The organism is Streptococcus oralis, assembly GCF_964238205.1.
GTDB lineage: Bacteria > Bacillota > Bacilli > Lactobacillales > Streptococcaceae > Streptococcus > Streptococcus oralis_CZ.
The window spans coordinates 527517-551972 of sequence record NZ_CAXSLF010000001.1 but is presented as its reverse complement, the minus strand read 5'-3'; the positions used below and the strand labels follow the sequence as shown (position 1 = coordinate 551972).

Genomic DNA, 24456 nt, shown 5'->3' with positions numbered 1-24456 from the left:
AGAGTTAGATTGAAAGAGGTAGTGAGATGGATGCGAAATTAAAATACAAGGCAAAGAAGATTAAAATCGTCTTTTTTGATATTGATGATACTTTGCGAAACTCAAAGACTGGTTTTATCCCAACCTCAATTCCAACAGTATTTCAACAATTACGTGAAAAAGATATTTTGACTGGGATTGCGACTGGTCGTGGGATTTTCGGTGTCGTGTCAGAGATTAGCGAACTTAAACCTGACTTTTTTGTTACTCTGAATGGTGCCTATATTGAGGATAAAAAAGGCAATGTTGTTTATAGCAACAAAATCGCTAAAGATAAGGTTGAGGAATATATTGCTTGGACTAAGGAAGTGGGGATTGACTATGGTTTAGTTGGTAGTCATACAGCTAAATTATCCACTCGAACAGATTTGATTAGCCAGGCAATAGATCCCATTTATCCTGACCTAGATGTCGATCCAGATTTCCATGAAAAAGAAGATATCTATCAGATGTGGACTTTTGAGGATCAGGGAGATGTCCTGACTTTGCCTGAAAGTTCAGCCTCTACTTTGCGTATGGTACGATGGCATGAACATTCGTCAGATGTGGTACCAATTTCAGGTTCAAAAGCAGCTGGTGTAGCAAAAGTTGTAGAACATTTAGGTCTTAAGCCTGAGAATGTCATGGTCTTTGGGGACGGACTCAATGATTTGGAGCTTTTTGATTATGCAGGTATCAGCATTGCCATGGGAAATTCTCATGAAAAAATCAAAGAAAAAGCAGATTATATTACAAAAACATTAGAAGAAGATGGCATTTTTGATGCCTTAGAAAGATTTGGTATGGTAGAAAAAGAATTACATTTGCCACAAGTAGACATTGAAACAACAGAAGGTCCGATTGCGACTATTAAAACAAATCATGGAGACTTGCGTATCAAGCTTTTCCCTGAACAGGCTCCCAAAACAGTAGCCAACTTTGTTGCTCTTTCAAAAGACGGTTACTATGATGGTGTGATTTTCCACCGCATTATTAAAGACTTTATGATTCAAGGTGGAGATCCAACTGGTACTGGTATGGGTGGCGAATCAATCTATGGTGAGTCATTTGAAGACGAATTTTCAGAGGAACTTTACAATATCCGCGGAGCCCTTTCTATGGCCAATGCTGGACCAAATACCAACGGTAGCCAGTTCTTTATCGTGCAGAACCAACACTTGCCATACTCTAAGAAAGAAATTGCTCGTGGTGGTTGGCCAGAACCAATTGCTGAGATTTATGCAGAACAAGGTGGAACTCCTCACCTAGATGGTCGTCACACAGTATTCGGTCAAATTGCAGATGAAGAGTCTTACGCTGTATTGGATACTATTGCAGGAGTTGAGACAGGTGCTATGGATAGACCGGTTGAAGATGTCGTCATCGAAACGATTGAAATCGAGGACTAAGATGAAAATAGGTGATAAGCTAACTGGGCGAATTACAGGAATTCAATCCTATGGTGCTTTTGTAGAATTAGAGAATGGTACTACAGGGTTAATTCATATATCTGAAATTCGTACAGGATTTATTGAGAATATCTATGATGTACTGAAAATCGGTGAAGAAGTTCAAGTTCAGGTTGTCGATTTGGACGAATATACAGGGAAGGCTAGTCTTTCCATTCGGACTTTGGAAGAAGAGAAACATCAGTTGCCAAGACGGAGACGTTTTTCAAGTGACCGTGTCAAATATGGCTTTGCTCCTTTGGCTCGCATGATGCCTATCTGGACCAAAGAAGCTATTTCTAATCTAAATAAGAAAAAGTCTTAATTGATTTTTTCTCTCTTGAAATGTTAATATAGTTTGTTATAATAGAAGTATGGTAGAAGAATTATTAAAATCAGGAGAGAGAATCAATCAACTCTTTTCTACAGATATCAAGATTATTCAAAATAGAGAGGTTTTCAGCTATTCGGTGGATAGTGTACTTTTATCACGCTTTCCTCGTTTTCCTAAAAATGGCTTGATAGTGGATTTTTGTGCTGGGAATGGGGCTGTTGGACTTTTTGCTAGTAGTCGTACTAAGGCGAAAATTCTGTCTGTTGAAATCCAGGAACGCCTGGCAGATATGGCTGAACGATCAGTCCGTTTAAATAGCTTGGAAGAGCAGATGCAGGTTATCTGTGATGATTTGAAAAATATGCCTGCTTACATTCAGGGGAGTAAGGTTGATTTGATTTTGTGCAATCCTCCCTATTTTAAGGTGGACCCAAATTCTAATCTGAACGAGAGTGAGCACTACTTGTTGGCTCGGCATGAAATTACGACCAATCTCAAGGAAATCTGCCGTAGTGCCCAAAGTATTCTCAAATCCAATGGGCGTTTAGCCATGGTCCATCGTCCTGATCGATTGTTAGATATTTTAGACACGCTTCAACAACACAATTTGGCTCCAAAGCGTCTGCAATTTGTCTACCCTAAACGGGAGAAGGAAGCCAATATGCTTTTGATCGAGGCTATTAAGGACGGCTCCACTAGTGGTTTTAAGGTTCTGCCACCACTCATTGTTCATAATGATGATGGTTCCTATACTCCAGAGATTCAAGAAATCTATTATGGATCATAAAGCTTATATGTATGTAGTTGAGTGTCGGGATGGTTCCTACTATACTGGTTATACAACGGATGTCAAAAAAAGAATAGCTGTTCACAATAGTGGTAAGGGAGCCAAGTACACACGAGCTCGGTTGCCAGTAAAACTCATCTATGTTCAAGGTTTCGATAGTAAGGAAGAAGCCATGTCTGCTGAAGCCCTTCTCAAACGTAAGAAGAGAGTGCAAAAGGAAAGATTTTTATCTGAAAACCAAGAGGAAAATTTACTCGGTCATTTTGAAGAGTAGAGGGGAGTTCTTTGGCTCCTCTTACTTTTGTCAAAAATTGAAAAAAATGCTACAATAAAGAGAATAAAGAAACGAGGTATTATCATGTCTAAGATTCTAGTATTTGGTCACCAAAATCCAGATTCAGATGCTATCGGTTCATCAGTAGCCTTTGCTTATCTTGCAAAAGAAGCTTATGGTTTGGATACAGAAGCGGTGGCTCTTGGAACTCCAAATGAAGAAACAGCTTTCGTATTGAACTATTTTGGTGTTGAAGCACCACGCGTTATCACATCTGCTAAAGCAGAAGGTGCAGAACAAGTTATCTTGACTGACCACAATGAATTCCAACAATCAGTTTCAGATATCGCTGAAGTAGAAGTTTACGGTGTTGTGGATCACCACCGTGTAGCTAACTTTGAAACTGCAAGTCCACTTTACATGCGCTTGGAGCCAGTTGGATCAGCATCTTCTATCGTATACCGTATGTTCAAAGAACACGGTGTAGCTGTTCCAAAAGAAATTGCAGGTTTGATGCTTTCAGGTTTGATTTCAGATACCCTTCTTTTGAAATCTCCAACAACTCACCCATCTGATAAGGTGATTGCGCCTGAATTGGCAGAATTGGCTGGTGTGAACTTGGAAGAATACGGTCTTGCAATGCTCAAAGCTGGTACTAACTTGGCAAGCAAATCAGCAGAAGAATTGATTGACATTGATGCTAAGACTTTTGAATTGAACGGAAACAACGTTCGTGTGGCTCAAGTCAATACAGTTGATATCGCTGAAGTCTTGGAACGCCAAGCTGAAATTGAAGCAGCTATCCAAGCAGCAAATGCAGCTAACGGATACTCTGACTTTGTTTTGATGATTACAGATATCGTCAACTCAAACTCAGAAATTTTGGCTCTTGGTGCTAATATGGACAAGGTAGAAGCAGCTTTCAATTTCAAACTTGAAAACAACCATGCTTTCCTTCCAGGTGCCGTTTCACGTAAGAAACAAGTAGTACCACAATTGACTGAAAGCTTTAATGCTTAATGATTGATGGGGAAACCCATTGTTAAAAAGGAGTTTCGACTCCTTTTTTGCTAGGAGAGAAGTATGTTAGAAAATGGTGATTTAATCTTTGTGAAAGATGGTTCGGGTATAGGACAAGCCATCCAGGAATCTACTGGTAACTATAGCCATGTGGCCATTTTTTTAGACGGCTTCATCTATCATGCAACTACGGAAGGCGGAGTCATTGCCCAATCTCCTGAAGATTTCTTTGAAGCTGAGAAAGTCTATGACCTTTATAGCTATGCGGAGATTGATTGTACAGAGGTCAAAATGCGGGCAGAGAGCCTTTTGGGGTCACCCTACAATGCTTCCTTTTACCCGGATGGAGATGGTTATTACTGTTCCCAGTTTGTAGCAGAAATTCTCCCTATTTTTGAGACCATTCCCATGAAGTTTGGGGATGATACACAGGAAATCAGTGATTTCTGGAGTGAATATTATAGAGAACTAGGACTCCCTGTACCTCTGAATCAGCCTGGCACTAATCCGAGTCAATTAGCAACATCACCACTTTTAGTTTGTAAAGAAAGGAATCTTTATGATTCAGATTTTTAATCCATCTCGTTTGACACGACAACCATTCTTTAGAGATTTGGTTGATTATCTTGATAAGCATGATGATGTGATCCTCCGTGAAATCAAGGCTCAGTTTCCAGAGGTTGCAGTTGACAAGTACTTGGAGGAATATATTAAAGCTGGTTTCATCCTTCGAGAAAACAAACGCTATTATCTCAATCTTCCTTTTCTAGAATCTACAAATTCTCTTGAACTAGACCAGGAAGTCTTTGTGAGAGATGATAGTCCAATCTATCAAGAAATCATGGAGAAACATTTTCAGACGGAATTGCACAATCAAACCAATGCAGCTATCCTAGAAGAGTATACAGATTTTGCTAGGGAGCAGATGACCTTGTCTAATTACTTTTATAAGGTTAAGCACCAGTATCCGCTGACCGATGATCAGCAGGCACTCTATGCTGTTTTAGGGGATGTCAACCCTGAGTATGCTCTCAAGTATATGACCACTTTTTTGCTTAAATTTCTCAAAAAAGACCAGCTTATGCAGAAGCGTCGAGATATCTTTGTTGATAGTTTAGTCTTATTGGGCTACATCCTTCAAAATGAAGATGGGAAATACGAGTTAGCTGTAGAATTTGATAAGGAACGCTTTATTTTTATAAAAAAATAAAGGCTAGGGATTTTCCTAGCCTTCTTTAAGTTCTTATAGATAACGTTCTGCAACAGCAGCATCACCTGGATAGTCTTCCTTCTTACCTTGGATAATTTGGTAGCAATCCGCTCCTTTACCAGCGATAATCACAGCGTCCAGTTCTTGACTTGTAACAGACATAGCAGCCTTGATAGCTTGCTCGCGATCGACAATCTTTTCAACAGGATAATGGATATATCTACTGATTTCATCTGCAATGGCCATCGGATCTTCATAGTTTGGATCATCAGCTGTTAGAAAGACTTGAATTTCAGGATGTTGATCGAGGAGAAGTCCAAAGTCCTTACGACGGCTTTCTCCTTTGTTTCCAGTTGAACCAAGTACTAAAGCAATTTTTCCAGTTTGATGAGTTTCAACGACAGAAATAAGTTTTTTAAGACTGTCACCATTGTGGGCGTAGTCAATGAAAACTTTAGCACCATTTTTCTGAGTGAGAACCTCCATGCGTCCAGGAACGCGAGTAGTCGCAATCCCTTTTTTGATGGCTTCAAGACTAGCACCTAAACGAAGGCAAGCAAGTCCAGCAGCAACAGCATTCTCTTGGTTGAAATGTCCAATTAGTTGGATGTCATAATCTCCTGCTAATTTACCAGTAGCTGAGAAGTTAAAGGCTTTGGAGTTTTCAATCTGGTTATTTGACTGGCTACCGTAGAAGTCATGCTCTTGGTTCACAACTTGTTCTTTCAGAATAGAGAAGTGGTCCATATCGCTATTAATGACAACTGCTCGGCTATTTTTCATTAAGAGGCGTTTATGATAGAAGTAATCTTCAAAAGTCGGATGTTCAATAGGACCAATATGGTCTGGTGTGATGTTGAGAAAAACTCCCACGTCGAAAGTTAAACCATACACTCGATTTACCAGATATGCTTGGCTGGAAACTTCCATTACCAGATGAGTTCTACCATTTTTAACCGCTTGAGCCATCATATCAAAGAGATCAATATTTTCAGGTGTTGAGAAGGAAGATTTGAAGAAAGTTTTGCCGTCTAAAGTTGTATTCATTGTCGATAAGAGGGCTGTTGGGTAGCGTTGGGACAAGATATGATAGGCAAAGTAAGCCGCTGTTGTTTTTCCTTTAGTGCCAGTGAAAGCAAGGATTTTCAGTTTCTCCTGAGGGTTGCCATAAAATTCCATGGCAATCAAACTCATGGCCTTTTTGATATTGTTAACAACAATAACAGGAATACCAACTTCATAATCCTGTTCAGCCACGTACCAATTAAGCCCTTGTGCGATAGCTGAAAATAGATATTCTTTTTTAAAGGCAGCTCCTTTTGCAAAAAATAGAGTATTTTCTTTGGTTGTTCGGCTATCGTAACTGATGCTGTCAAAAATAACATCGTTGTAGTTGTAGTGGTAATGTCCTTGGTCGATAATCTCACGGAAGAGACCATCTTTCTTTAAAATATCTAATATAGTTTCAATCTTTATCATACTTTCTATTGTAAACCGAAAGTCTGAATTTTACAAGTAACAAGGAAAAGTTTATAATGGAAGATAAGGAACATTTCCTAGTTATTAAAATTGAATGAGGAAGTTATGTCTAACGAAAATAATCATCAGCAGGCCCAGATGTTACGAGGAACTGCCTGGCTAACGGCTAGTAACTTTATCAGTCGCCTGCTCGGAGCTATTTACATCATTCCCTGGTATATCTGGATGGGGACTTATGCAGCTAAGGCCAATGGACTCTTCACTATGGGTTACAATATCTACGCTTGGTTCTTGTTGATTTCGACAGCAGGTATCCCTGTTGCAGTCGCAAAGCAAGTCGCTAAGTATAATACCATGAATGAGGAAGAGCATAGTTTTGCTCTGATTCGGAGTTTCCTGGGCTTTATGACTGGACTAGGTCTTGTCTTTGCTTTGATCTTATACCTCTTTGCGCCTTGGTTGGCAGATCTTTCTGGTGTCGGTAAGGACTTGATTCCCATTATGCAGAGTCTAGCTTGGGCTGTCTTGATTTTCCCGTCTATGAGTGTTATCCGTGGATTTTTCCAAGGGATGAATAATCTCAAGCCTTATGCCATGAGTCAAATCGCTGAGCAAGTTATCCGAGTTATTTGGATGCTCTTAGCAACCTTTATCATCATGAAGCTTGGTTCGGGAGACTATCTAGCAGCAGTCACCCAGTCTACCTTTGCGGCCTTTGTGGGAATGGTAGCTAGCTTTGCTGTCTTGCTTTATTTCCTCTATAAAGAAGGAATGCTTCAAAAAGTCTTTGAAACACGAGATAAGATTGATAGCAAACATCTGTTAATGGATACGATTAAGGAAGCTATTCCTTTTATCATAACAGGTTCAGCTATTCAGCTTTTCCAAATTTTGGACCAAATGACCTTTATCAATAGCATGAAGTGGTTTACCAACTACAATAATGAAGATTTAGTTGTCATGTTTTCTTATTTCTCTGCCAATCCTAATAAAATAACTATGATTTTGATTTCGGTAGGAGTTTCGATTGGTAGCGTTGGGCTACCTCTCTTGACAGAGAATTATGTCAAAGGAGATTTACCAGCAGCTTCTCGTCTCATTCAAGATAGTATCACCATGCTTTTCCTATTCCTCTTACCTGCAACGGTTGGAGTAGTCATGGTAGGTGAACCACTCTATACAGTCTTTTACGGTAAGCCAGATAGTTTGGCTATGGGCTTGTTTGTCTTTGCAGTCTTGCAGTCAACAATCCTAGGTTTGTACATGGTCTTGTCACCAATGCTTCAGGCTATGTTCCGTAATCGCAAGGCAATCCTTTACTTTTTCTATGGTTCCATTGCCAAGCTCGTCTTACAAATACCATCAATAGCGCTTTTTCATAGTTATGGTCCTCTCATTTCAACGACCATCGGTCTTATCATTCCTATTGTTTTAATGTATCGCGAGATCTGTCAGATTACAGGGGTTCATCGAAAGATCATCCTAAAACGAACAATCCTAGTGATCATTTTAACTCTTGTCATGTTTATCTTGGTAGGCTTCTTACAATGGATGATAGGATTTGTCTTCCAACCAACTGGACGTTTTTGGAGCTTCATCTATGTCGCCCTAATCGGAACAATCGGTGGTGGGCTCTACGGATTCATGAGTCTCTATACTCGTCTCTTAGATAAGGTTATTGGACAGGCAAAAGCTGACCAGTTACGAGCACGATTAAAATTATCATAATGCTTTATAAATAAAATGAACAATTTGAACTTTCAACTCTAAAAAGTTTAAAATGTTCATTTTTTATTTAAAAAAGAGAGAAAAAAATAAAAAATGTAGAAAAAAAATAAATTTTTAGAGAATTATTACTTGACTAAAAAAAACAATAGCTGTATAATGATACAAATATTTAAATTTGGAGGTTCTGTTTATGAAAAAGTCTAAGGCAAAATACCTGACGCTAGCAGGCGTCGTCTTAACTGCTGGTTTGCTCTTGGGAGCTTGTAGCAACTCAGCTAGTTCTACTAAAACATATAATTATGTATATTCTAGCGATCCGTCTAGTTTAAACTATCTTGCTGAAAACCGTGCAACTACTAATGATATCGTGACTAATCTAGTAGATGGTCTCATGGAAAATGACCAATACGGTAACTACGTTCCATCCTTAGCAGAGGACTGGAGTGTATCCAAGGACGGTTTGACCTATACTTACAAACTTCGTAAGGACGCTAAATGGTATACCTCTGAAGGTGAAGAATATGCTCCAGTAACTGCCCAAGATTTTGTAACTGGTTTGAAATATGCAGCTGATAAAAAATCCGAAGCTTTGTACCTCGTACAAGATTCTGTTGCTGGTTTGGGTGACTATATCAACGGAAAAACAACTGACTTTTCAACTGTCGGTGTTAAGGCGATTGACGACCAAACAGTTCAGTACACTTTGACACGACCAGAATCTTATTGGAATTCTAAAACAACATCAACCATTCTCTTCCCTGTCAATGCAGACTTCCTGAAATCAAAAGGGGACGACTTTGGTAAGGTAGACCCTTCTAGCATTTTGTACAATGGACCTTTCTTGATGAAATCCTTTGTTTCAAAATCTGTCATCGAGTTCAAGAAAAATCCCAACTACTGGGATGAAAAAAATGTCTTTGTAGATGATGTGAAATTGGCCTATTATGATGGTAGTGACCAAGATGCACTAGCACGTAACTTTGTAGAAGGAGTCTATAGCTACGCGCGTCTCTATCCAAATAGCTCAAGCTTTGAAGGAATTAAAGAGAAGAACAAGGATAACATCATCTATAGTATGCAAAATGCAACTTCTTATTACTTGAACTTCAACTTGGACAGAAAATCTTATAACTTCACGTCTAAGTCCTCAGATATCGAAAAGAAATCAACCCAAGAAGCAGTTCTGAATAAAAACTTCCGTCAAGCCTTCAACTATGCATACAACCGTACAGCCTATGGAGCACAATCTCAAGGGGAGGACGGAGCAACGAAGATTATTCGTAACCTAGTTGTACCTCCAACATTTGTAAGTATCAACGGAAAAGACTTTGGCGATGTTGTTTCAGAAAAGATGGTCAACTATGGCCAAGAATGGCAAGGAATCAACTTTGCAGATGCGCAAGACCCATACTACAATCCTGACAAGGCTAAGGCTAAATTTGCGGAAGCCAAGAAAGAATTGGAAGCTAAGGGTGTGCAATTCCCAATCCACTTGGATGTAACAGTTGACCAATCAGCTAAAAAAGGTGTACTTGAAGCAAGCTCTTTGAAACAATCCATCGAATCTGTTCTAGGAGCTGAGAATGTGGTGATCGATATCCAACAATTATCAACAGACGATTACGATAATTCTGGCTACCTAGCTCAAACTGCAGCTCAAAAAGACTTTGATATCTATAATGGCGGTTGGAGTGCGGACTACTTGGATCCATCAAGTTATCTTGATATCTTAAATGTCAATAACGGTGGTATGTTGCAAAACATTGGTCTAGAACCAGGTGAGGTCAATGACAAGGCTAAGGCAGTTGGTCTGGATACTTACACTCAAATGCTAGAAGAAGCGAACAAGGAGCAAGAACCAGCAAAACGTTATGAAAAATATGCTGAAGTTCAAGCTTGGCTCGTTGATAGCGCCCTTGCTATTCCAAACGTTTCTCAGGGTGGAACACCGACTTTGAGAAAGACAGTTCCATTCTCATCGCCATTCTCACAAGCTGGAAATAAGGGTGTCGAATCATACAAGTACCTCAAGTTGCAAGATAAGACTGTAACGGCTGATGAGTATGAAAAAGCTAGACAAAAATGGCTGAAAGAAAAAGAAGAATCTAATAAAAAAGCCCAAGAAGAATTAGCTAAACACATTAAATAATCAGTCTATTCAACAGGAAAAACGATAGTTTCTTAAGAAGCTATCGTTTTTATATAGTTTGAAACTATAACTAGCTCTTGAAAACAAGAAAACGAAGGATACAAAATAAGTGGTACAATAGTTACTATAGATTTGGAGGTATTGTATGAGTAAATCATTTCACATCAACACAATTTTAGCACAAGCAGGGATCAAGTCTGATGAGGCAACAGGTGCTTTGGTTACACCTATTCACTTTTCAACGACTTATCAGCACCCAGAATTTGGTCAATCAACTGGATTTGACTATACCCGCACAAAAAACCCAACTCGTAGCAAGGCAGAGGAAGTCTTAGCAGCTATTGAATCAGCCCACTATGCTCTAGCAACTAGTTCAGGTATGTCTGCGATTGTGTTGGCCTTTAGCATTTTTCCAGTAGGAAGCAAGGTTTTGGCTGTCCGTGACCTTTACGGTGGTTCTTTCCGTTGGTTCAATCAAGTGGAGCAGGAAGGACGTTTCCACTTTACCTATGCTAACACAGAAGAAGAGCTAATTGCAGAGCTAGAAAAGGATGTGGATGTACTTTATATCGAAACACCAACCAACCCTTTGATGTTGGAATTTGATATTGAAAAATTGTCAACATTAGCTCATGCAAAAGGTGCTAAAGTTGTCGTGGACAATACTTTCTACAGTCCTATCTATCAACGTCCAATTGAAGACGGAGCAGATATCGTCCTTCATTCAGCAACAAAATATCTTGCAGGTCATAATGATGTTCTAGCTGGTGTGGTTGTGACAGATAGTGCGGATTTATACGAAAAACTCTTTTACAATCTCAACACGACAGGGGCTGTTTTGTCACCATTTGATAGTTATCAATTGATTCGTGGTCTTAAAACCTTGTCACTTCGCATGGAGCGTTCAACAGCAAATGCTCAAGAAATCGTAGCCTTTTTGGAACAATCACCTGCTGTCAAAGAAGTCTTGTATACAGGTCGTGGGGGAATGATTTCCTTTAAAGTGGCGAATGAAAAACGAATCCCTCATATCTTGAATACTTTGAAAGTATTCTCTTTCGCTGAAAGTCTGGGTGGTGTTGAAAGTTTGATTACATACCCAACTACTCAAACCCATGCAGACATTCCTGCAGAGGTTCGTCATTCTTATGGACTGACTGATGATCTCTTGCGCTTGTCTATTGGTATTGAGGATGCCAGAGATTTGATTGAAGACTTGCGTCAGGCCTTGGAAGGATAAGACTATGGGAAAATATGATTTTACGACCTTGCCCAATCGTTTTGGACATCATACCTACAAATGGAAAGAAGCAGAGACTGACCGAGAAGTATTGCCGGCCTGGATCGCTGATATGGACTTTGAAGTGTTACCTGAGATTCGTCAGACTGTCCATGACTATGCAGAGCAATTAGTCTATGGTTATACCTATGCTAGTGATGGATTGATTGAAGCGGTTCAAAGCTGGGAGGAAAAACAGCACGGCTATCGCTTTGATAAGGATGCTCTAGTCTTTATCGAAGGGGTAGTACCAGCTATTTCAACAGCCATTCAAGCCTTTACCAAGGAAGGCCAAGCAGTGCTCATTAACACACCAGTATATCCTCCTTTTGCTCGCAGTATTAAGCTCAATAATCGTAGACTAATCACCAACTCTCTAGTAGAAAAAGACGGACTTTTTGAGATTGACTTTGATCAATTAGAGAAAGACTTTGTTGAAGAGGATGTGAAACTTTACGTTCTTTGCAATCCTCATAATCCTGGTGGACGTGTTTGGGAAAAAGAAGTCTTAGAGAAGATTGGACAACTTTGTCAAAAACATGGGGTCTTGCTGGTATCTGATGAAATCCACCAAGATTTGGCCCTGTTTGGAAACAAGCACCAGTCATTCAATACGGTAAATGAAGATTTTAAAGAATTTTCACTGATTTTAAGCAGCGCTACCAAAACATTTAATATTGCGGGAACAAAGAATTCCTACGCCATTATCGAGAATCCAAAGTTGAGACTTGCTTTCCAAAAACGCCAGCTTGCTAATAATCAACATGAAATCTCAGGGTTGGGATATTTGGCAACAGAAACTGCCTATCGATATGGTGAAGATTGGTTGACAGAACTCAAAGAACTGATTGAGAAACACATCAATTATGTAGTTGATTTGCTTGGTAAAGAAACTAAAATCAAGGTCATGAAACCTCAAGGGACCTATCTCATTTGGCTTGATTTTTCAGCCTATGATATTAGAGATGAAGAATTAAAAAGCCTCTTAAGAAATGAAGCCAAGGTTATCCTTAATAGAGGCTTAGACTTTGGTGAAGAAGGAGCTCTACATGCTCGCTTAAATGTAGCCATGCCGACATCTGTCTTGGAAGAAGTTTGTCAGCGAATCATTGCTACTTTCGCTAAATTTTAAGAAGCTAGCCTTTTAGGAGAAAAGTACTCCTAGAAGGCTATTTTCGTAAGAAGAAATGTGGTATAATTAAGAGATAAAGTAAAGGGGAAAATATGGCTAAATTGATTCCAGGGAAGCTTCGAATGGAGGGAGCTCAACTCTACGAAACTAGTCAGATTGAAATTATCAAAGAGAAAGACCATCGCCTCTATGCGCGTGTAGCAGATGAAGAAATTCGCTATAGCTTGGATGATGATTTGGTTTTTTGTGCTTGTGATTTTTTCCAAAAAAGAGGGTTTTGTGTGCATTTGGCAGCACTAGAGCATTACCTGAAAAATGATCACATTGGTCAGGAACTCTTGGGAAATCTGGAAAATGTGCACGAACAGAAAGAAGAAGTCGAAACTCAGGTTACTTTTGGAGGAAAGTTTTTAGAATCCATTCAAATTCCTAGTCTTTCTGAAATCTATCAGTTGTCTGCTCAGGGGCAGATTGAAGCAGGGACTAATCGCATTATTTGGACTTTGAGAGTCGGTCTTATCCAGACGCAGAAATTTTATGTAATCCGAGATATCCCCCTTTTTCTGAAGGTGTTAGAAACTAGTAAACCCTATATGATTGGAAAATTATATGAAACTTCCTTGAATATTCGTCAGTTTGATGAAAGTAGCCAGTTTGTTCTGAATTTCCTTCAAGGAATTGTAGAAGATGAGGTTGAAAATGCCCTCTTTTTCCAAAATCAAGGTCGTCATCTCTATTTCCCGCTGTCTTTTTTTGAGCAGGGTGTTAGTCTGCTGATGGGCTTAGATGCATTCCAATTTGACCATCAGATTTCAAGCTACCCTCATCTTGTATTTCAAGATTTTGATGGTCAAGCAGGCTTATTTACCTTTCAAATTGAAGAAAAATCCAACTATTATGAGATGGAAATTTTTCAACAGGTAGGGCTTAATTCGTTTTATAAGGGACAAGTCTTGTTTACTAAAGGTACATTTTATCTTCTGTCTAAAGAACAAGCTAGACTTATAGAAAAATTAAAAAAAGTATCTATCGATAAAAGTGGTAGAAAGATTTTACAATTTGATACTAGTGATCGAGATTTTCTAGCTTCGACCTTGTCGCAGTTTAAAGACATAGGAGAGGTAAAAGCCCCTGATGCGCTTCAAATTCAGCCTTTCCGTCCTTCTTTCTACATGGAAGGAGAAGAGGACGGTTCTATCCGTTTGGATATGCAGTTTCAGTATGAAACTTGCTTAGTAACGAATCGCAATGAACTAGAGAGTCTTCCTTTTGCTAGTGATATTCAACTGGAGAAGCAAATCTTTCAGTTAGCTCTATCTGCTGGATTTGAAGCAGATTTTCGTTCATGGCGTCAAAGTTTGAAAGCTGATGCAGTTCATGCCTTCTTTCAGGAAGTTTTGCCATCCTTTGAAGCGCTTGGAGAATTAAGGATTTCTGAGAGCTTGCAAGATCTCTATCAGGTTCAGAAGCCTCAAGTTCACATCTCATCCAAGGAAAGCCTATTAGAAATTCAATTTGATTTTCAAAATATAGATCAAGAAGAAATCGATCGAGCGATGAAAGCTCTAGTTGAGAAGCAGGATTATTACATCAGTTCTTCGAATCAGGTTTACTATTTCGATGATCAGACCAAGCGTATCCGTCAGGATTTAGAAGAATTAGGGATAGAGGACCTACAAGATGGAGCTTTTCGAGCTCGTAAATCCCTAGCTTATACCCTATCTCATCTCTTTAAGGATCAGAATCAAATTTCTTTCACCGAAGAATTTCGCAATCTGGCCCATGATTTGACGCATCCAGAAGATTTTCCGATGAAAGAGCTGAATATCCAAGCAGAACTTAGAGACTATCAGAAAAAGGGAATTCAGTGGCTTCAGATGCTTCACCATTATGGCTTTGGTGGGATTTTAGCAGATGATATGGGACTTGGGAAGACCTTGCAAACCATCGCCTTTTTAAGTAGTCAGATTCAAGCTGATACTAGTGTCCTAATCCTTGCTCCGTCTGGCTTAATCTATAACTGGGCTGATGAATTTCAAAAGTTTGCTCCAGATTTGGATGTCGCGGTCGTGCATGGCTTAAAATCTCATCGAGAGTCAATTTTGGCAGAAAATCATCAGATTTATGTGACAAGCTATGCTACTTTCCGTCAAGATAGTGAAATTTATCGAGACCTATCTTTTGATTTTCTTTTTCTAGATGAAGCTCAAGTGATGAAAAATGCACAAACGAAGATTGCTCAAAGTTTACGACGATTTGTGGTTCCATCTGTCTTTGCACTATCAGGAACACCGATTGAAAACCATCTGGGAGAACTCTGGTCGATTTTTCAGATTGTCTTACCAGGCCTCTTACCTGCTAAGAAGGAATTTATGAAACTATCAACCGAGAGAGTGGCTCAATTTATCAAACCCTTTGTCATGAGACGTAAGAAAGAAGAGGTTTTGACAGAGTTACCTGACTTGATTGAAGTTGTCTATAAGAATGAACTGGAGGATCAACAAAAAGCTATCTATCTTGCTCAACTGCAACAGATGCAGGAACGTTTGGGACAGGTAAGCGATTCGGAATTTCAACGAAATCGCGTCGAAATTTTGACTGGACTCATGCGTCTGCGTCAGATTTGTGATACGCCTGCGCTCTTTATGGAGGACTACCAAGGAGAGAGCGGAAAGCTGGATAGTTTACGAGATTTGCTGGTTCAGATTGCTGAAGGTGGACACCGTGTACTTATCTTCTCACAATTTAGAGGTATGTTGGATCGGATTGAGCAAGAGCTACCTGACTTAGGCTTGACTTCCTTTAAAATTACAGGCTCAACTCCTTCTCAAGAACGTCAGGAAATGACTAAGGCTTTTAACCAAGGAGAGCGCGATGTATTCTTGATTTCTCTAAAGGCTGGTGGGGTTGGACTCAATCTCACTGGTGCGGATACGGTCATTCTAGTAGACTTATGGTGGAATCCTGCAGTTGAATCTCAGGCTATCGGTCGAGCCCATCGTATGGGGCAAGAGCAGGCTGTTGAAGTTTATCGCCTTGTGACTCGAGGTACAATTGAAGAAAAGATTCAAGAATTACAAGAGAAAAAGAAAAATCTTGTTTCTGAAATCTTGGATGGAACAGAGTCTCGAGGAAGTCTGAGTCTAGCTGAAATACGAGAAATTTTAGGGATTTCATGAGCCTATACTTGAAAAATCAAGACATTACGCTATAATGGAGTATTGAAAGGAAATAAATATGACACAAAAACGATTTCCAATAGTGGCAGATGATGAAGTCATGTTGACAGAAATGCCAGTTATGAATCTCTACGATGAGTCTGATTTCATCAGTAATATCAAAGGTGATTATCAAGATAAAAACTACTTGGAATGGTCTCCAATCACTAAAGACAAAAAACAAGAGGAAGCAAAACCTCTTGTAAAACCGATTGAGAAAAAAGAAAAATCCTATGCTGAATTAGCGCGTGAAGAAGCTCGCGCGGATTTGAAAAAGAAGCGATCGGCTAGATATTTGACTCAGGATGTAAGTCATACGAGACGTCAACCGAAGACAAGCCATGTGCGTCCAGCAAATCAACCGACAGCACCTTTTCAAAAGGAAAATCCAGGAGAATTTGCGAAATATAGTCAGAAGTTAGGTCAGTCTCACTATATTTTGGCAGAAACAGTTTCTCAAGTGGATCATCCAATTTCAGATGGTGAAACAAGTCATTCCAAGAAAAACAATTATGACTTTTTAAAGAAAAGTCAAATTTATAACAAAAAAAGTAAACAAAAAGAACAAGAACGTCAAGTGGCCCAAGAGCTCAACTTGACTAGAATGAGCGAATAGAGGGGAAGAAAATGGCAAAAACCTATCATTTTATCGGAATCAAAGGATCAGGTATGAGTGCCTTGGCTTTGATGTTGCATCAAATGGGGCATAAAGTTCAAGGTTCTGATGTTGAAAAGTACTACTTTACACAACGTGGACTAGAGCAAGCAGGGATTACAATTTTACCGTTTGATGAAAAAAATCTTCAAGGAGATTTAGAAATTATCGCGGGTAATGCCTTCCGTCCAGATAACAATGTTGAAATTGCTTATGCGGACCAAAATGGTATCAGTTACAAACGTTATCATGAGTTTCTTGGTAGCTTTATGCGTGACTTTATCAGTATGGGAGTTGCTGGTGCACACGGTAAGACGTCAACAACTGGGATGCTTTCTCACGTCTTGTCACACATCACTGATACAAGCTACTTGATCGGAGATGGTACAGGTCGTGGTTCTGAAAATGCCAAGTATTTTGTCTTTGAATCAGACGAGTATGAGCGCCATTTCATGCCATATCACCCAGAGTACTCTATCATCACTAACATCGATTTTGACCACCCTGACTATTTTACAAGCTTAGAGGATGTCTTCAACGCCTTCAATGACTATGCCAAACAAATTACCAAAGGTTTGTTTGTCTATGGTGAAGATGCTGAGTTGCGTAAGATTACGGCTAATGCTCCGATTTACTACTATGGTTTTGAAGCAGAAGGTAATGACTTCGTAGCAAGTGACTTGCTTCGTTCTACTACAGGTTCAACCTTTACCGTTCACTTCCGTGGTCAAGAGTTGGGTCAATTCCACATTCCAACTTTCGGTCGCCACAATATCATGAATGCTACAGCAGTGATTGGTTTGCTTTATACTGCTGGCTTTGACTTGAATTTAGTACGTGAACACTTGAAGACTTTTGGTGGAGTGAAACGTCGCTTTACAGAAAAGGTTGTTAATAATACGGTTATCATCGATGACTTTGCTCACCATCCAACAGAGATCATTGCGACTCTTGATGCTGCACGTCAAAAATACCCAAGCAAGGAAATCGTGGCAATTTTCCAACCACATACCTTTACTCGTACAATTGCCTTGTTGGATGATTTTGCTCAGGCCTTGAATCAGGCTGATGCAGTTTACCTCGCACAAATCTATGGATCTGCTCGTGAGGTGGACCATGGTGATGTCAAGGTAGAAGACCTTGCCAATAAAATCAACAAGAAACATCAAGTTATCACAGTTGAAAATGTTTCTCCACTCCTAGACCATGACAATGCTGTCTATGTCTTCATGGGAGCTGGCGATATTCAAACTTATGAATATTCATTCGAGCGTCTCTTGTCTAATTTGACAAGTAATGTTCAGTAAGGAAAATTATGGAATTTCCAATTAAAATCAGGGAAGCACAGCAATCAGATATAAATCAGATTTGCTTGATACAAGAAAGTATTTCAAACTCCCTAGAAGTATTGAATAGAGAAATAATAGAAGAACGTATCCGCAACCATGCGGGTACGTTTCTCTTAGCTAGCCTGGATGATCAAGGGATTGCTTATATCACTGCGACGACACCTCCTATTCCCTCTTTAAGAAAATGGATGCTTGAGATCGGAGATGAGGAATTCATTAGTGAGAACTCAATCATCCTTGAAGATTTAGCTGTAGATCCCGATTTTCAGGGGCAAGGCTTTGGAACCTTGTTGCTAGCAGCTTTGAAGGAAGTTACCCGTCAGCAAAATAGACCAGGTATTTATCTGCTTTGTGAGGATGAGTTGCTGGCCTACTTTGAAATGAATGGATTTGTGGAACAAGGGATTGTAGATGGAGAAAGGAGCAGTGAATTTGCCTTTCTCATGCGTTGGCATAATCTTTATTATCAGGAGGAACTATGATTATTAGACAAGCTAGATTGACAGATTTAGATCGTATCTTTGAAATTGAACTAGAAAATTTTTCAATTGAAGAAGCCATTCCTCGTCCTGTTTTTGAAGCTCATCTGAAGGAAATTAAGACCAGTTTTTTAGTGGCTGAAAAAGAGGGGGAAATACTAGGCTATATTGAGGGACCAGTAGTCCCTCAGCGATATTTACAAGACCAGTCCTTTACAGAAGACATTAAAGATTATAGCCATCAAAAAGGTGGCTATATCTCTGTGACTTGTCTATCCATTGCTAAGAAAGCTCAAGCTTTAGGTGTCGGACGAAAATTATTGACCGTTTTAAAAGATCTCGCTCTTGAGCATGAGCGTGAGGGAATCAATCTAACCTGCCATGACTATCTCATTGGCTATTATGAGAAACATGGTTTTGTGAATGAAGGAAAATCAAAGTCGACTTTTGCTGGTGAAGAATGGTATGACATGGTCTGGGAAAACACGAATTAGGCATCAGAAAGGCATCTATGGTTGCTTTTCTTTAGTTTTTAAGATATAATATTATGGATTATCAACAAGGAGGTAACACCTTTGAGCGAAAATTCTCGAGAAGAAGAAAAGTTAAGTTTTAAAGAACAAATTTTAAGAGATTTAGAAAGATTAAAAAGAGAAGACGGCATCGCGAATACTAAAAGTAGCAACGATGATTTGTTTTCAAATTTAAGTAATAGTTCAGAAGCGGAAAAAGCAGCGGAAGAACCTTCTGTAGAAGACTTGATGGCCAATTCTGTTTCTTTAGTGGATGAATTGCTTGCTAATGCTCCAGCAGTTCCACCACGTCCAGTTTTACAAGATGATTCAGTTGAAACTTCTGTAGCTTCAGAACCAGTTGTATCTTCAGAGCCAGCTGTAGCTCCAGATCCTCTACCATCAACGGAAGCTGTTGAACCCGTCAAGCCTCTTGAACCTGCTCAACCAGCGGAAGAAGAGAAAGAGTTCAATGCTATTTCGACAAGGATTCCAGTTTCTTATCGTACGAATCAGGCTAAACCAAGTCCTGCTAGAAAGAATATTAAACCTCAACCGAAACCAACAGATCTTGCAAAAGAAACTCCAAGTCAAGAGCCAGTTGCTCCAGTTGAAACTAGAACTGAACTTCCTAGAAGAAGTCGTAAAGAATCAGTGAAACCAATCAAGAAAAAGAAAAAATCACGCTTGAAAGGATTTTTCGTAACAGTATTTGTTTTATTGATTTTACTAGGTGTGGGTGGATTCTTTGGTTACCGTTATGTCGAATCTGCACTCCAACCAGTTGATGCAAATTCAAAACAGTATGTCACGGTTCAGATTCCAGAAGGGGCTAATCTTCAGCAAATTGGTGATACCTTAGAAAAATCTGAATTGGTAAAACATGGTTTTATCTTTAGCCTTTATGCTAAGTATAAAGACTACAATGATTTGAAATCTGGTTACTACAATTTGCAAAAGAGCATGAGTACAGATGATATCATCAAAGAATTGCAAAAGGGTGGAACTCCTCAACCTCAAGAGGTTGCACTTGCAAATCTTACAATCCCTGAAGGTTATACCCTTGACCAAATCGCACAAACGGTTGGTCAGCTTCAAGGAGAGTTTAAAGAACCCTTGACTGCGGATGCCTTCCTGGCAAAAGTTCAAGATGAAACCTTCATCTCTCAATTAGTTGCTAAGTACCCAACCCTTCTCGAAAGTCTACCAACTAAAGAAAGTGGTGTTCGTTACCGTTTAGAAGGTTATCTTTTCCCAGCAACATATAGCATCAAAGAAAGCACAACTGTTGAAAGCTTGATTGATGAAATGGTGGCAGCTATGGACCAAAACTTGTCAGGGCATTATACTGCAATCAAAGAAAAGAATTTGACAGTGAATGAACTCCTCACCATTGCATCACTTGTGGAAAAAGAAGGGTTGAAAACTGATGATCGTAAGCTAATTGCTGGAGTTTTCTATAATCGTTTGAACCTTGGTATGCCACTTCAGAGTAATATTGCTATTCTCTATGCAGAAGGTAAGCTAGGACAAAATATTAGCTTGGCAGATGATGCAGCAATTGATACAACAATCAATTCACCATATAATGTTTATACAAACCTTGGCTTAATGCCTGGTCCAGTAGACAGTCCAAGTCTGGATGCAATTGAAGCAAGTATCAATCAAACTAAGAGTGACAATCTCTACTTTGTAGCCAACGTACAAGATGGCAAGGTTTACTTTGCAACGACACGAGAAGAACATGATCGAAACGTTGCAGAGCATGTCAACAGTAAACTGACACAATCAAGTAGTTCAAACTAACTCTTAGGACAAGATTTGCTATTAAATCCGTGAATGTAGAAGAGAATCTCTTCTTTATACAGGAATATCAAGTCACATCGGTCTTTCCACTATGATCAGAAACGCCTGAAATCTATAAGTTTTAGGCGTTCGGAAATTGCGAAAGTAAAAACTTACCTCTTATTTGAACCTGAGTCTAGAAGCGATAGAATCATTAGGTCTAGGCACAGATTTTAAAAGGTCGATACTGACCAAAATCATTTAAGGAAAGCTTTTAAAAGACTTTGTCTTCATTGTAAAATTATGTGGTTTACCACATAATTTTGCTTTACTACCTAAAGAAATTTAAATTTAATCAAAAGAAAGTTGAGAAAAATGGCAGAAAAAACATATCCAATGACCCTTGAAGAAAAGGAAAAACTCGAAAAAGAATTAGAAGAGTTGAAACTAGTTCGTCGTCCAGAAGTTGTAGAACGCATCAAGATTGCGCGTTCATACGGTGACTTGTCAGAAAATAGTGAGTATGAAGCAGCTAAGGACGAGCAAGCCTTCGTTGAAGGACAAATCTCTAGCTTAGAAACAAAAATCCGTTATGCTGAGATTGTCAATAGCGATGCAGTTGCTCAAGATGAAGTTGCTATCGGGAAAACAGTCACTATCCAAGAAATTGGTGAAGACGACGAAGAAGTATATATCATCGTGGGATCAGCGGGTGCAGATGCCTTTGCAGGTAAAGTATCAAATGAAAGCCCAATTGGGCAAGCCTTGATTGGTAAGAAAACAGGTGATACTGCTACGATTGAAACACCTGTAGGAAGCTATGATGTTAAAATCTTAAAAGTAGAAAAAACAGTTTAATAGGAATGAAAAGAAGGAGTAGATATAGGGAAAGCGCTTCCCGTTACTCCTTTTCTTAATTCTAAAAACTAGAGGAGACTATATGAATTCAGAAAATAAGCACAAAAAGAAAAATAAAATGGAACGTGGGTTAACCAATCGCCATGTTCAGGTTATGGCGATTGCAGGAACAATTGGAACAGGACTTTTTCTAGGAGCTGGACGTTCCATTAGTTTGACGGGTCCGTCAATCGTCTTAGTCTATATGATTACGGGTGGCTTTATGTATCTTATGATGCGCGCTATCGGGGAAATGTTGTACCAAGATCCAGAGCAACATACCTTTATCAACTTTATTACCCGTTATCTTGGTCAGGGCTGGGGTTACTTCTCAGTCTGGTCATACTGGCTCTCAGTAGTCTTTATCGGAATGGCCGAGATTACGGCTATTGCTCACTATGTTCAGTTTTGGTTTCCATCCTGGCCATCTTGGTTGATTCAGGTTGTATTTCTGACAATACTCGGTTTAGTGAACTTGATTGCCGTTAAAATTTTTGGTGAAGTAGAATTTTGGTTTGCTATGATCAAAATCGTGGCCATTCTTGCCATGATTGCGACAGGTGTCTTTCTAGTTTTGACTGGCTTTGAAACGCCTTATGGTTCAGCAAGTCTTGCTAATATCAGTGAACACTTCTCACTTTTCCCAAATGGTGCTATGAACTTTGTCATGGCCTTCCAGATGGTTTTCTTTGCATACTTGATGATTGAATTTATTGGTGTTACCACATCTGAAACCAAGGATCCAAGAAAAGTATTGCCTAAGGCTGTTAAGGAAATTCCTTTGCGAATTATCTTCTTCTACGGTGGAGCTCTCTTAGCTATTATGTCTATTATTCCTTGGCGTGAGCTTTCTGCATCGGATTCACCATTTGTAACGGTATTTGAACTTGTTGGTCTTAAGTGGGCGGCTGCTTTGATTAACTTTGTTGTCTTGACTTCAGCAGCGTCAGCTTTGAATTCAACCCTATACTCAACAGGTCGTCACTTGTACCAGATTGCCCATGATTCACCTAATCGTTTCTTGAAAGCTATTAAGGCAGACACGCTCTCACGTCACAACGTTCCTCAGAATGCAATCATTGCTTCTGCTGTATTGATTGGTTTTGCAGCCTTCATCAATGTACTTCCTGGCGTATCAGATGCCTTTGCTTTGATTACAGCTTCTTCATCAGGTGTTTATATCGCCATCTACATCTTGATCATGGTAGCCCATCTCAAGTATCGCAAGTCTAAAGACTTTATGGCAAATGGCTATCTCATGCCTCAATACCGCTTGCTAAATCCTCTGACCATGCTCTTCTTTATCTTTGTATTTGGAACACTCTTCTTACAAGAATCAACTGTAATGGGAGCTAGAGGTTCAGCTATCTGGATTGTCGCATTTGGTATTTATAGCCAATGGAAATTTAGAAAATAAGTTTTACTCTCATCAACTTAGGTTGGTGAGTTTTTTTAGTTTGACAGTTCTTCAAAATAGGAATATAATCAAGTTATAAGTATCTTCGAGGAGATTTGGATGCAGGTAAGATTGGAAAATACAGAGTCTCAGAAAGCACAGAAAATAGGGGATTTGATTCGCTCCTATAATCGTTCTAAGAGAGAAGCAGCTGAAAGTGAGCCACTTAACCTTTATGTCGAAGATGATAGCGGTCAACTCATGGCTGGTTTAGTAGCAGAGACCTTTGGAAATTGGCTAGAAATCGAGTATTTATTTGTGAAAGAGGACTTGCGAGGACAAGGAATCGGCTCCCAACTATTGCAGCAAGCAGAGAGTGAAGCTAAGAAGAGAAACTGTCGCTTTGCTTTTGTGAATACTTATCAATTTCAAGCGCCAGCCTTTTATCAAAAGCAGGGCTACAAGGAAGTCTTTACCTTAAAAGACTATCCGTATACTGGACAAAGGCACTATTATCACAAAGATTTGTAAACAGAAAATGAATGATCGAAGAAATCGACACATCATAATGGAGTTGGCTTAATGGATATCATACTAGATATGGGTAATGTTTTATTGGAATGGAACAAGGATAAGATTTTGAAAGCTGTAGCTAAAACAGAAAAAGATTATCTAATTTTAGACAAGGCTATTTTCCAGTCGGGGCTCTGGGAAAGATTGGACTTAGGGACTTTGACTCGGGAAGAACTGGTTGATAGAGTTCTTTCCTTATTAGGGGATATCTATGAGAAAAAGGTAGAAGAAGTTATTTGGAATTGGCCTGCTTACATTGATATTTACAAGGAAGTCTTTCCGCTGCTTACAGGGTTAAAGGAAAAAGGTCATCGTATTTTTGTTCTATCTAATACATCGCCAGTTTTTTATGAATTATTAAAAGATCAACTAGCACCTCTAGAAAAGATTTTAGATGGTTTCGTCCTTTCTTGTGATATTAAGGTCATCAAACCTGATCGAAAAATGTTTGAAAAAATTCTCCGTAAATATCAGTTGGATCCAGCAAATTGTGTCTTTCTTGATGATATAGCAGACAACACTAAGATGGCTGAGACATTAGGCATCAAAGCCTACCAAGTCAAACAGAGAAGTGACGTTGTAGATATTTTGAAAAAATTTGAATAAACAGAGAACTCTCTATCATGTAGTGGTAGAGAGGCTTTTTGTTAAAAAAATCTCACAAAATGACAGATATATATTGCATAACGTAAAATATATGATATAATAAAGTTGAAAAAAGAAGCGCGACTTTT

Annotated in this window: 22 protein-coding genes; 21 read left to right on the top strand and 1 reads right to left on the bottom strand. The window is 39.2% G+C overall.

Features of this window, described 5'->3' with window-relative positions:
- The first annotated feature begins 26 nt into the window (after positions 1-26).
- From ACESOD_RS02835 to ACESOD_RS02805, 7 genes are all read left to right on the top strand, one after another.
- Positions 27-1427 (top strand): bifunctional Cof-type HAD-IIB family hydrolase/peptidylprolyl isomerase, encoded by a 1401-nt coding sequence (locus ACESOD_RS02835; protein WP_373093878.1) that lies wholly within the window; start codon positions 27-29, stop codon positions 1425-1427.
- Position 1428: 1 nt separating this feature from the next.
- Positions 1429-1791: a S1 RNA-binding domain-containing protein gene (locus ACESOD_RS02830; RefSeq protein ID WP_373093876.1), complete on the top strand. Its 363-nt coding sequence runs from the start codon at positions 1429-1431 to the stop codon at positions 1789-1791.
- Positions 1792-1840: 49 nt separating this feature from the next.
- The gene (locus ACESOD_RS02825; RefSeq protein WP_223139988.1) at positions 1841-2587 is read left to right on the top strand and encodes a tRNA1(Val) (adenine(37)-N6)-methyltransferase; all 747 of its coding nucleotides are present in this window, start codon (positions 1841-1843) and stop codon (positions 2585-2587) included.
- Positions 2577-2861, top strand: a complete 285-nt coding sequence (locus tag ACESOD_RS02820; protein ID WP_000349621.1) for a GIY-YIG nuclease family protein — start codon at positions 2577-2579, stop codon at positions 2859-2861. Before ACESOD_RS02825 ends, ACESOD_RS02820 begins: the two co-directional genes overlap by 11 nt.
- Positions 2862-2945: 84 nt before the next feature.
- Positions 2946-3881 (top strand): manganese-dependent inorganic pyrophosphatase, encoded by a 936-nt coding sequence (locus ACESOD_RS02815; protein WP_009731484.1) that lies wholly within the window; start codon positions 2946-2948, stop codon positions 3879-3881.
- A 63-nt stretch (positions 3882-3944) separates the two neighbouring features.
- Positions 3945-4457: a YiiX/YebB-like N1pC/P60 family cysteine hydrolase gene (locus tag ACESOD_RS02810; protein ID WP_373093874.1), complete on the top strand. Its 513-nt coding sequence runs from the start codon at positions 3945-3947 to the stop codon at positions 4455-4457.
- Positions 4441-5091, top strand: a complete 651-nt coding sequence (locus ACESOD_RS02805; protein WP_373093872.1) for a DUF1803 domain-containing protein — start codon at positions 4441-4443, stop codon at positions 5089-5091. The genes ACESOD_RS02810 and ACESOD_RS02805 overlap by 17 nt, the downstream gene beginning before the upstream one ends.
- A gap of 33 nt (positions 5092-5124) precedes the next feature.
- On the opposite strand, the gene ACESOD_RS02800 is transcribed toward ACESOD_RS02805, so the two are convergent.
- Positions 5125-6570, bottom strand: coding sequence for a UDP-N-acetylmuramoyl-L-alanyl-D-glutamate--L-lysine ligase (locus ACESOD_RS02800; RefSeq protein ID WP_373093870.1), 1446 nt, complete (start codon positions 6568-6570; stop codon positions 5125-5127).
- 105 nt (positions 6571-6675) lie between these two features.
- Between ACESOD_RS02800 and ACESOD_RS02795 the strand changes: the two genes are divergently transcribed.
- The 14 genes from ACESOD_RS02795 (at position 6676) to ACESOD_RS02730 (ending at position 24328) form a co-directional block, all read left to right on the top strand.
- Positions 6676-8298, top strand: coding sequence for a putative polysaccharide biosynthesis protein (locus ACESOD_RS02795; RefSeq protein ID WP_373093868.1), 1623 nt, complete (start codon positions 6676-6678; stop codon positions 8296-8298).
- 190 nt (positions 8299-8488) lie between these two features.
- Entirely contained in the window at positions 8489-10447 is a 1959-nt protein-coding gene (locus ACESOD_RS02790) for a peptide ABC transporter substrate-binding protein (RefSeq protein WP_373093866.1), read from the top strand.
- 145 nt (positions 10448-10592) lie between these two features.
- Positions 10593-11687 carry a cystathionine gamma-synthase gene (locus tag ACESOD_RS02785; protein ID WP_373093864.1) on the top strand — a complete coding sequence of 365 codons (1095 nt, stop codon included), beginning with the start codon at positions 10593-10595 and terminating at the stop codon, positions 11685-11687.
- Between the two features lie 4 nt (positions 11688-11691).
- Positions 11692-12858 (top strand): MalY/PatB family protein, encoded by a 1167-nt coding sequence (locus ACESOD_RS02780; RefSeq protein WP_373093862.1) that lies wholly within the window; start codon positions 11692-11694, stop codon positions 12856-12858.
- Positions 12859-12950: 92 nt separating this feature from the next.
- A complete protein-coding gene (locus ACESOD_RS02775; RefSeq protein ID WP_373093860.1) occupies positions 12951-16037 on the top strand; it encodes a DEAD/DEAH box helicase in 3087 nt (1028 codons plus the stop codon).
- 58 nt (positions 16038-16095) lie between these two features.
- Positions 16096-16692 (top strand): cystathionine gamma-synthase, encoded by a 597-nt coding sequence (locus tag ACESOD_RS02770; RefSeq protein ID WP_373093858.1) that lies wholly within the window; start codon positions 16096-16098, stop codon positions 16690-16692.
- An 11-nt stretch (positions 16693-16703) separates the two neighbouring features.
- The gene (gene murC / locus ACESOD_RS02765; protein ID WP_049528576.1) at positions 16704-18038 is read left to right on the top strand and encodes a UDP-N-acetylmuramate--L-alanine ligase; all 1335 of its coding nucleotides are present in this window, start codon (positions 16704-16706) and stop codon (positions 18036-18038) included.
- An 8-nt stretch (positions 18039-18046) separates the two neighbouring features.
- On the top strand, positions 18047-18562 hold the full coding sequence (locus tag ACESOD_RS02760) for a GNAT family N-acetyltransferase (protein ID WP_373093856.1): 516 nt from the start codon (positions 18047-18049) through the stop codon (positions 18560-18562).
- Positions 18559-19053, top strand: coding sequence for a GNAT family N-acetyltransferase (locus ACESOD_RS02755; RefSeq protein WP_373093854.1), 495 nt, complete (start codon positions 18559-18561; stop codon positions 19051-19053). Before ACESOD_RS02760 ends, ACESOD_RS02755 begins: the two co-directional genes overlap by 4 nt.
- 81 nt (positions 19054-19134) lie before the next feature.
- The gene (gene mltG / locus ACESOD_RS02750; RefSeq protein WP_373093852.1) at positions 19135-20877 is read left to right on the top strand and encodes an endolytic transglycosylase MltG; all 1743 of its coding nucleotides are present in this window, start codon (positions 19135-19137) and stop codon (positions 20875-20877) included.
- Between the two features lie 354 nt (positions 20878-21231).
- A complete protein-coding gene (greA, locus tag ACESOD_RS02745) occupies positions 21232-21714 on the top strand; it encodes a transcription elongation factor GreA (protein ID WP_000818756.1) in 483 nt (160 codons plus the stop codon).
- 82 nt (positions 21715-21796) lie between these two features.
- Positions 21797-23170 carry an amino acid permease gene (locus tag ACESOD_RS02740; RefSeq protein ID WP_373093851.1) on the top strand — a complete coding sequence of 458 codons (1374 nt, stop codon included), beginning with the start codon at positions 21797-21799 and terminating at the stop codon, positions 23168-23170.
- Between the two features lie 99 nt (positions 23171-23269).
- The gene (locus tag ACESOD_RS02735) at positions 23270-23680 is read left to right on the top strand and encodes a GNAT family N-acetyltransferase (protein WP_373093850.1); all 411 of its coding nucleotides are present in this window, start codon (positions 23270-23272) and stop codon (positions 23678-23680) included.
- A 51-nt stretch (positions 23681-23731) separates the two neighbouring features.
- A complete protein-coding gene (locus ACESOD_RS02730) occupies positions 23732-24328 on the top strand; it encodes an HAD family hydrolase (RefSeq protein ID WP_373093849.1) in 597 nt (198 codons plus the stop codon).
- The last annotated feature ends 128 nt before the right edge of the window (positions 24329-24456 follow it).

Bases quoted from the DNA above. Each gene is read 5' to 3' on its own strand.
- ACESOD_RS02835 (WP_373093878.1), top strand. From the start codon at position 27: ATGGATGCGAAATTAAAATACAAGGCAAAGAAGATTAAAATCGTCTTT.
- ACESOD_RS02830 (WP_373093876.1), top strand. From the start codon at position 1,429: ATGAAAATAGGTGATAAGCTAACTGGGCGAATTACAGGAATTCAATCC.
- ACESOD_RS02825 (WP_223139988.1), top strand. From the start codon at position 1,841: ATGGTAGAAGAATTATTAAAATCAGGAGAGAGAATCAATCAACTCTTT.
- ACESOD_RS02820 (WP_000349621.1), top strand. From the start codon at position 2,577: ATGGATCATAAAGCTTATATGTATGTAGTTGAGTGTCGGGATGGTTCC.
- ACESOD_RS02815 (WP_009731484.1), top strand. From the start codon at position 2,946: ATGTCTAAGATTCTAGTATTTGGTCACCAAAATCCAGATTCAGATGCT.
- ACESOD_RS02810 (WP_373093874.1), top strand. From the start codon at position 3,945: ATGTTAGAAAATGGTGATTTAATCTTTGTGAAAGATGGTTCGGGTATA.
- ACESOD_RS02805 (WP_373093872.1), top strand. From the start codon at position 4,441: ATGATTCAGATTTTTAATCCATCTCGTTTGACACGACAACCATTCTTT.
- ACESOD_RS02800 (WP_373093870.1), bottom strand. From the start codon at position 6,570: ATGATAAAGATTGAAACTATATTAGATATTTTAAAGAAAGATGGTCTC.
- ACESOD_RS02795 (WP_373093868.1), top strand. From the start codon at position 6,676: ATGTCTAACGAAAATAATCATCAGCAGGCCCAGATGTTACGAGGAACT.
- ACESOD_RS02790 (WP_373093866.1), top strand. From the start codon at position 8,489: ATGAAAAAGTCTAAGGCAAAATACCTGACGCTAGCAGGCGTCGTCTTA.
- ACESOD_RS02785 (WP_373093864.1), top strand. From the start codon at position 10,593: ATGAGTAAATCATTTCACATCAACACAATTTTAGCACAAGCAGGGATC.
- ACESOD_RS02780 (WP_373093862.1), top strand. From the start codon at position 11,692: ATGGGAAAATATGATTTTACGACCTTGCCCAATCGTTTTGGACATCAT.
- ACESOD_RS02775 (WP_373093860.1), top strand. From the start codon at position 12,951: ATGGCTAAATTGATTCCAGGGAAGCTTCGAATGGAGGGAGCTCAACTC.
- ACESOD_RS02770 (WP_373093858.1), top strand. From the start codon at position 16,096: ATGACACAAAAACGATTTCCAATAGTGGCAGATGATGAAGTCATGTTG.
- murC (WP_049528576.1), top strand. From the start codon at position 16,704: ATGGCAAAAACCTATCATTTTATCGGAATCAAAGGATCAGGTATGAGT.
- ACESOD_RS02760 (WP_373093856.1), top strand. From the start codon at position 18,047: ATGGAATTTCCAATTAAAATCAGGGAAGCACAGCAATCAGATATAAAT.
- ACESOD_RS02755 (WP_373093854.1), top strand. From the start codon at position 18,559: ATGATTATTAGACAAGCTAGATTGACAGATTTAGATCGTATCTTTGAA.
- greA (WP_000818756.1), top strand. From the start codon at position 21,232: ATGGCAGAAAAAACATATCCAATGACCCTTGAAGAAAAGGAAAAACTC.
- ACESOD_RS02740 (WP_373093851.1), top strand. From the start codon at position 21,797: ATGAATTCAGAAAATAAGCACAAAAAGAAAAATAAAATGGAACGTGGG.
- ACESOD_RS02735 (WP_373093850.1), top strand. From the start codon at position 23,270: ATGCAGGTAAGATTGGAAAATACAGAGTCTCAGAAAGCACAGAAAATA.
- ACESOD_RS02730 (WP_373093849.1), top strand. From the start codon at position 23,732: ATGGATATCATACTAGATATGGGTAATGTTTTATTGGAATGGAACAAG.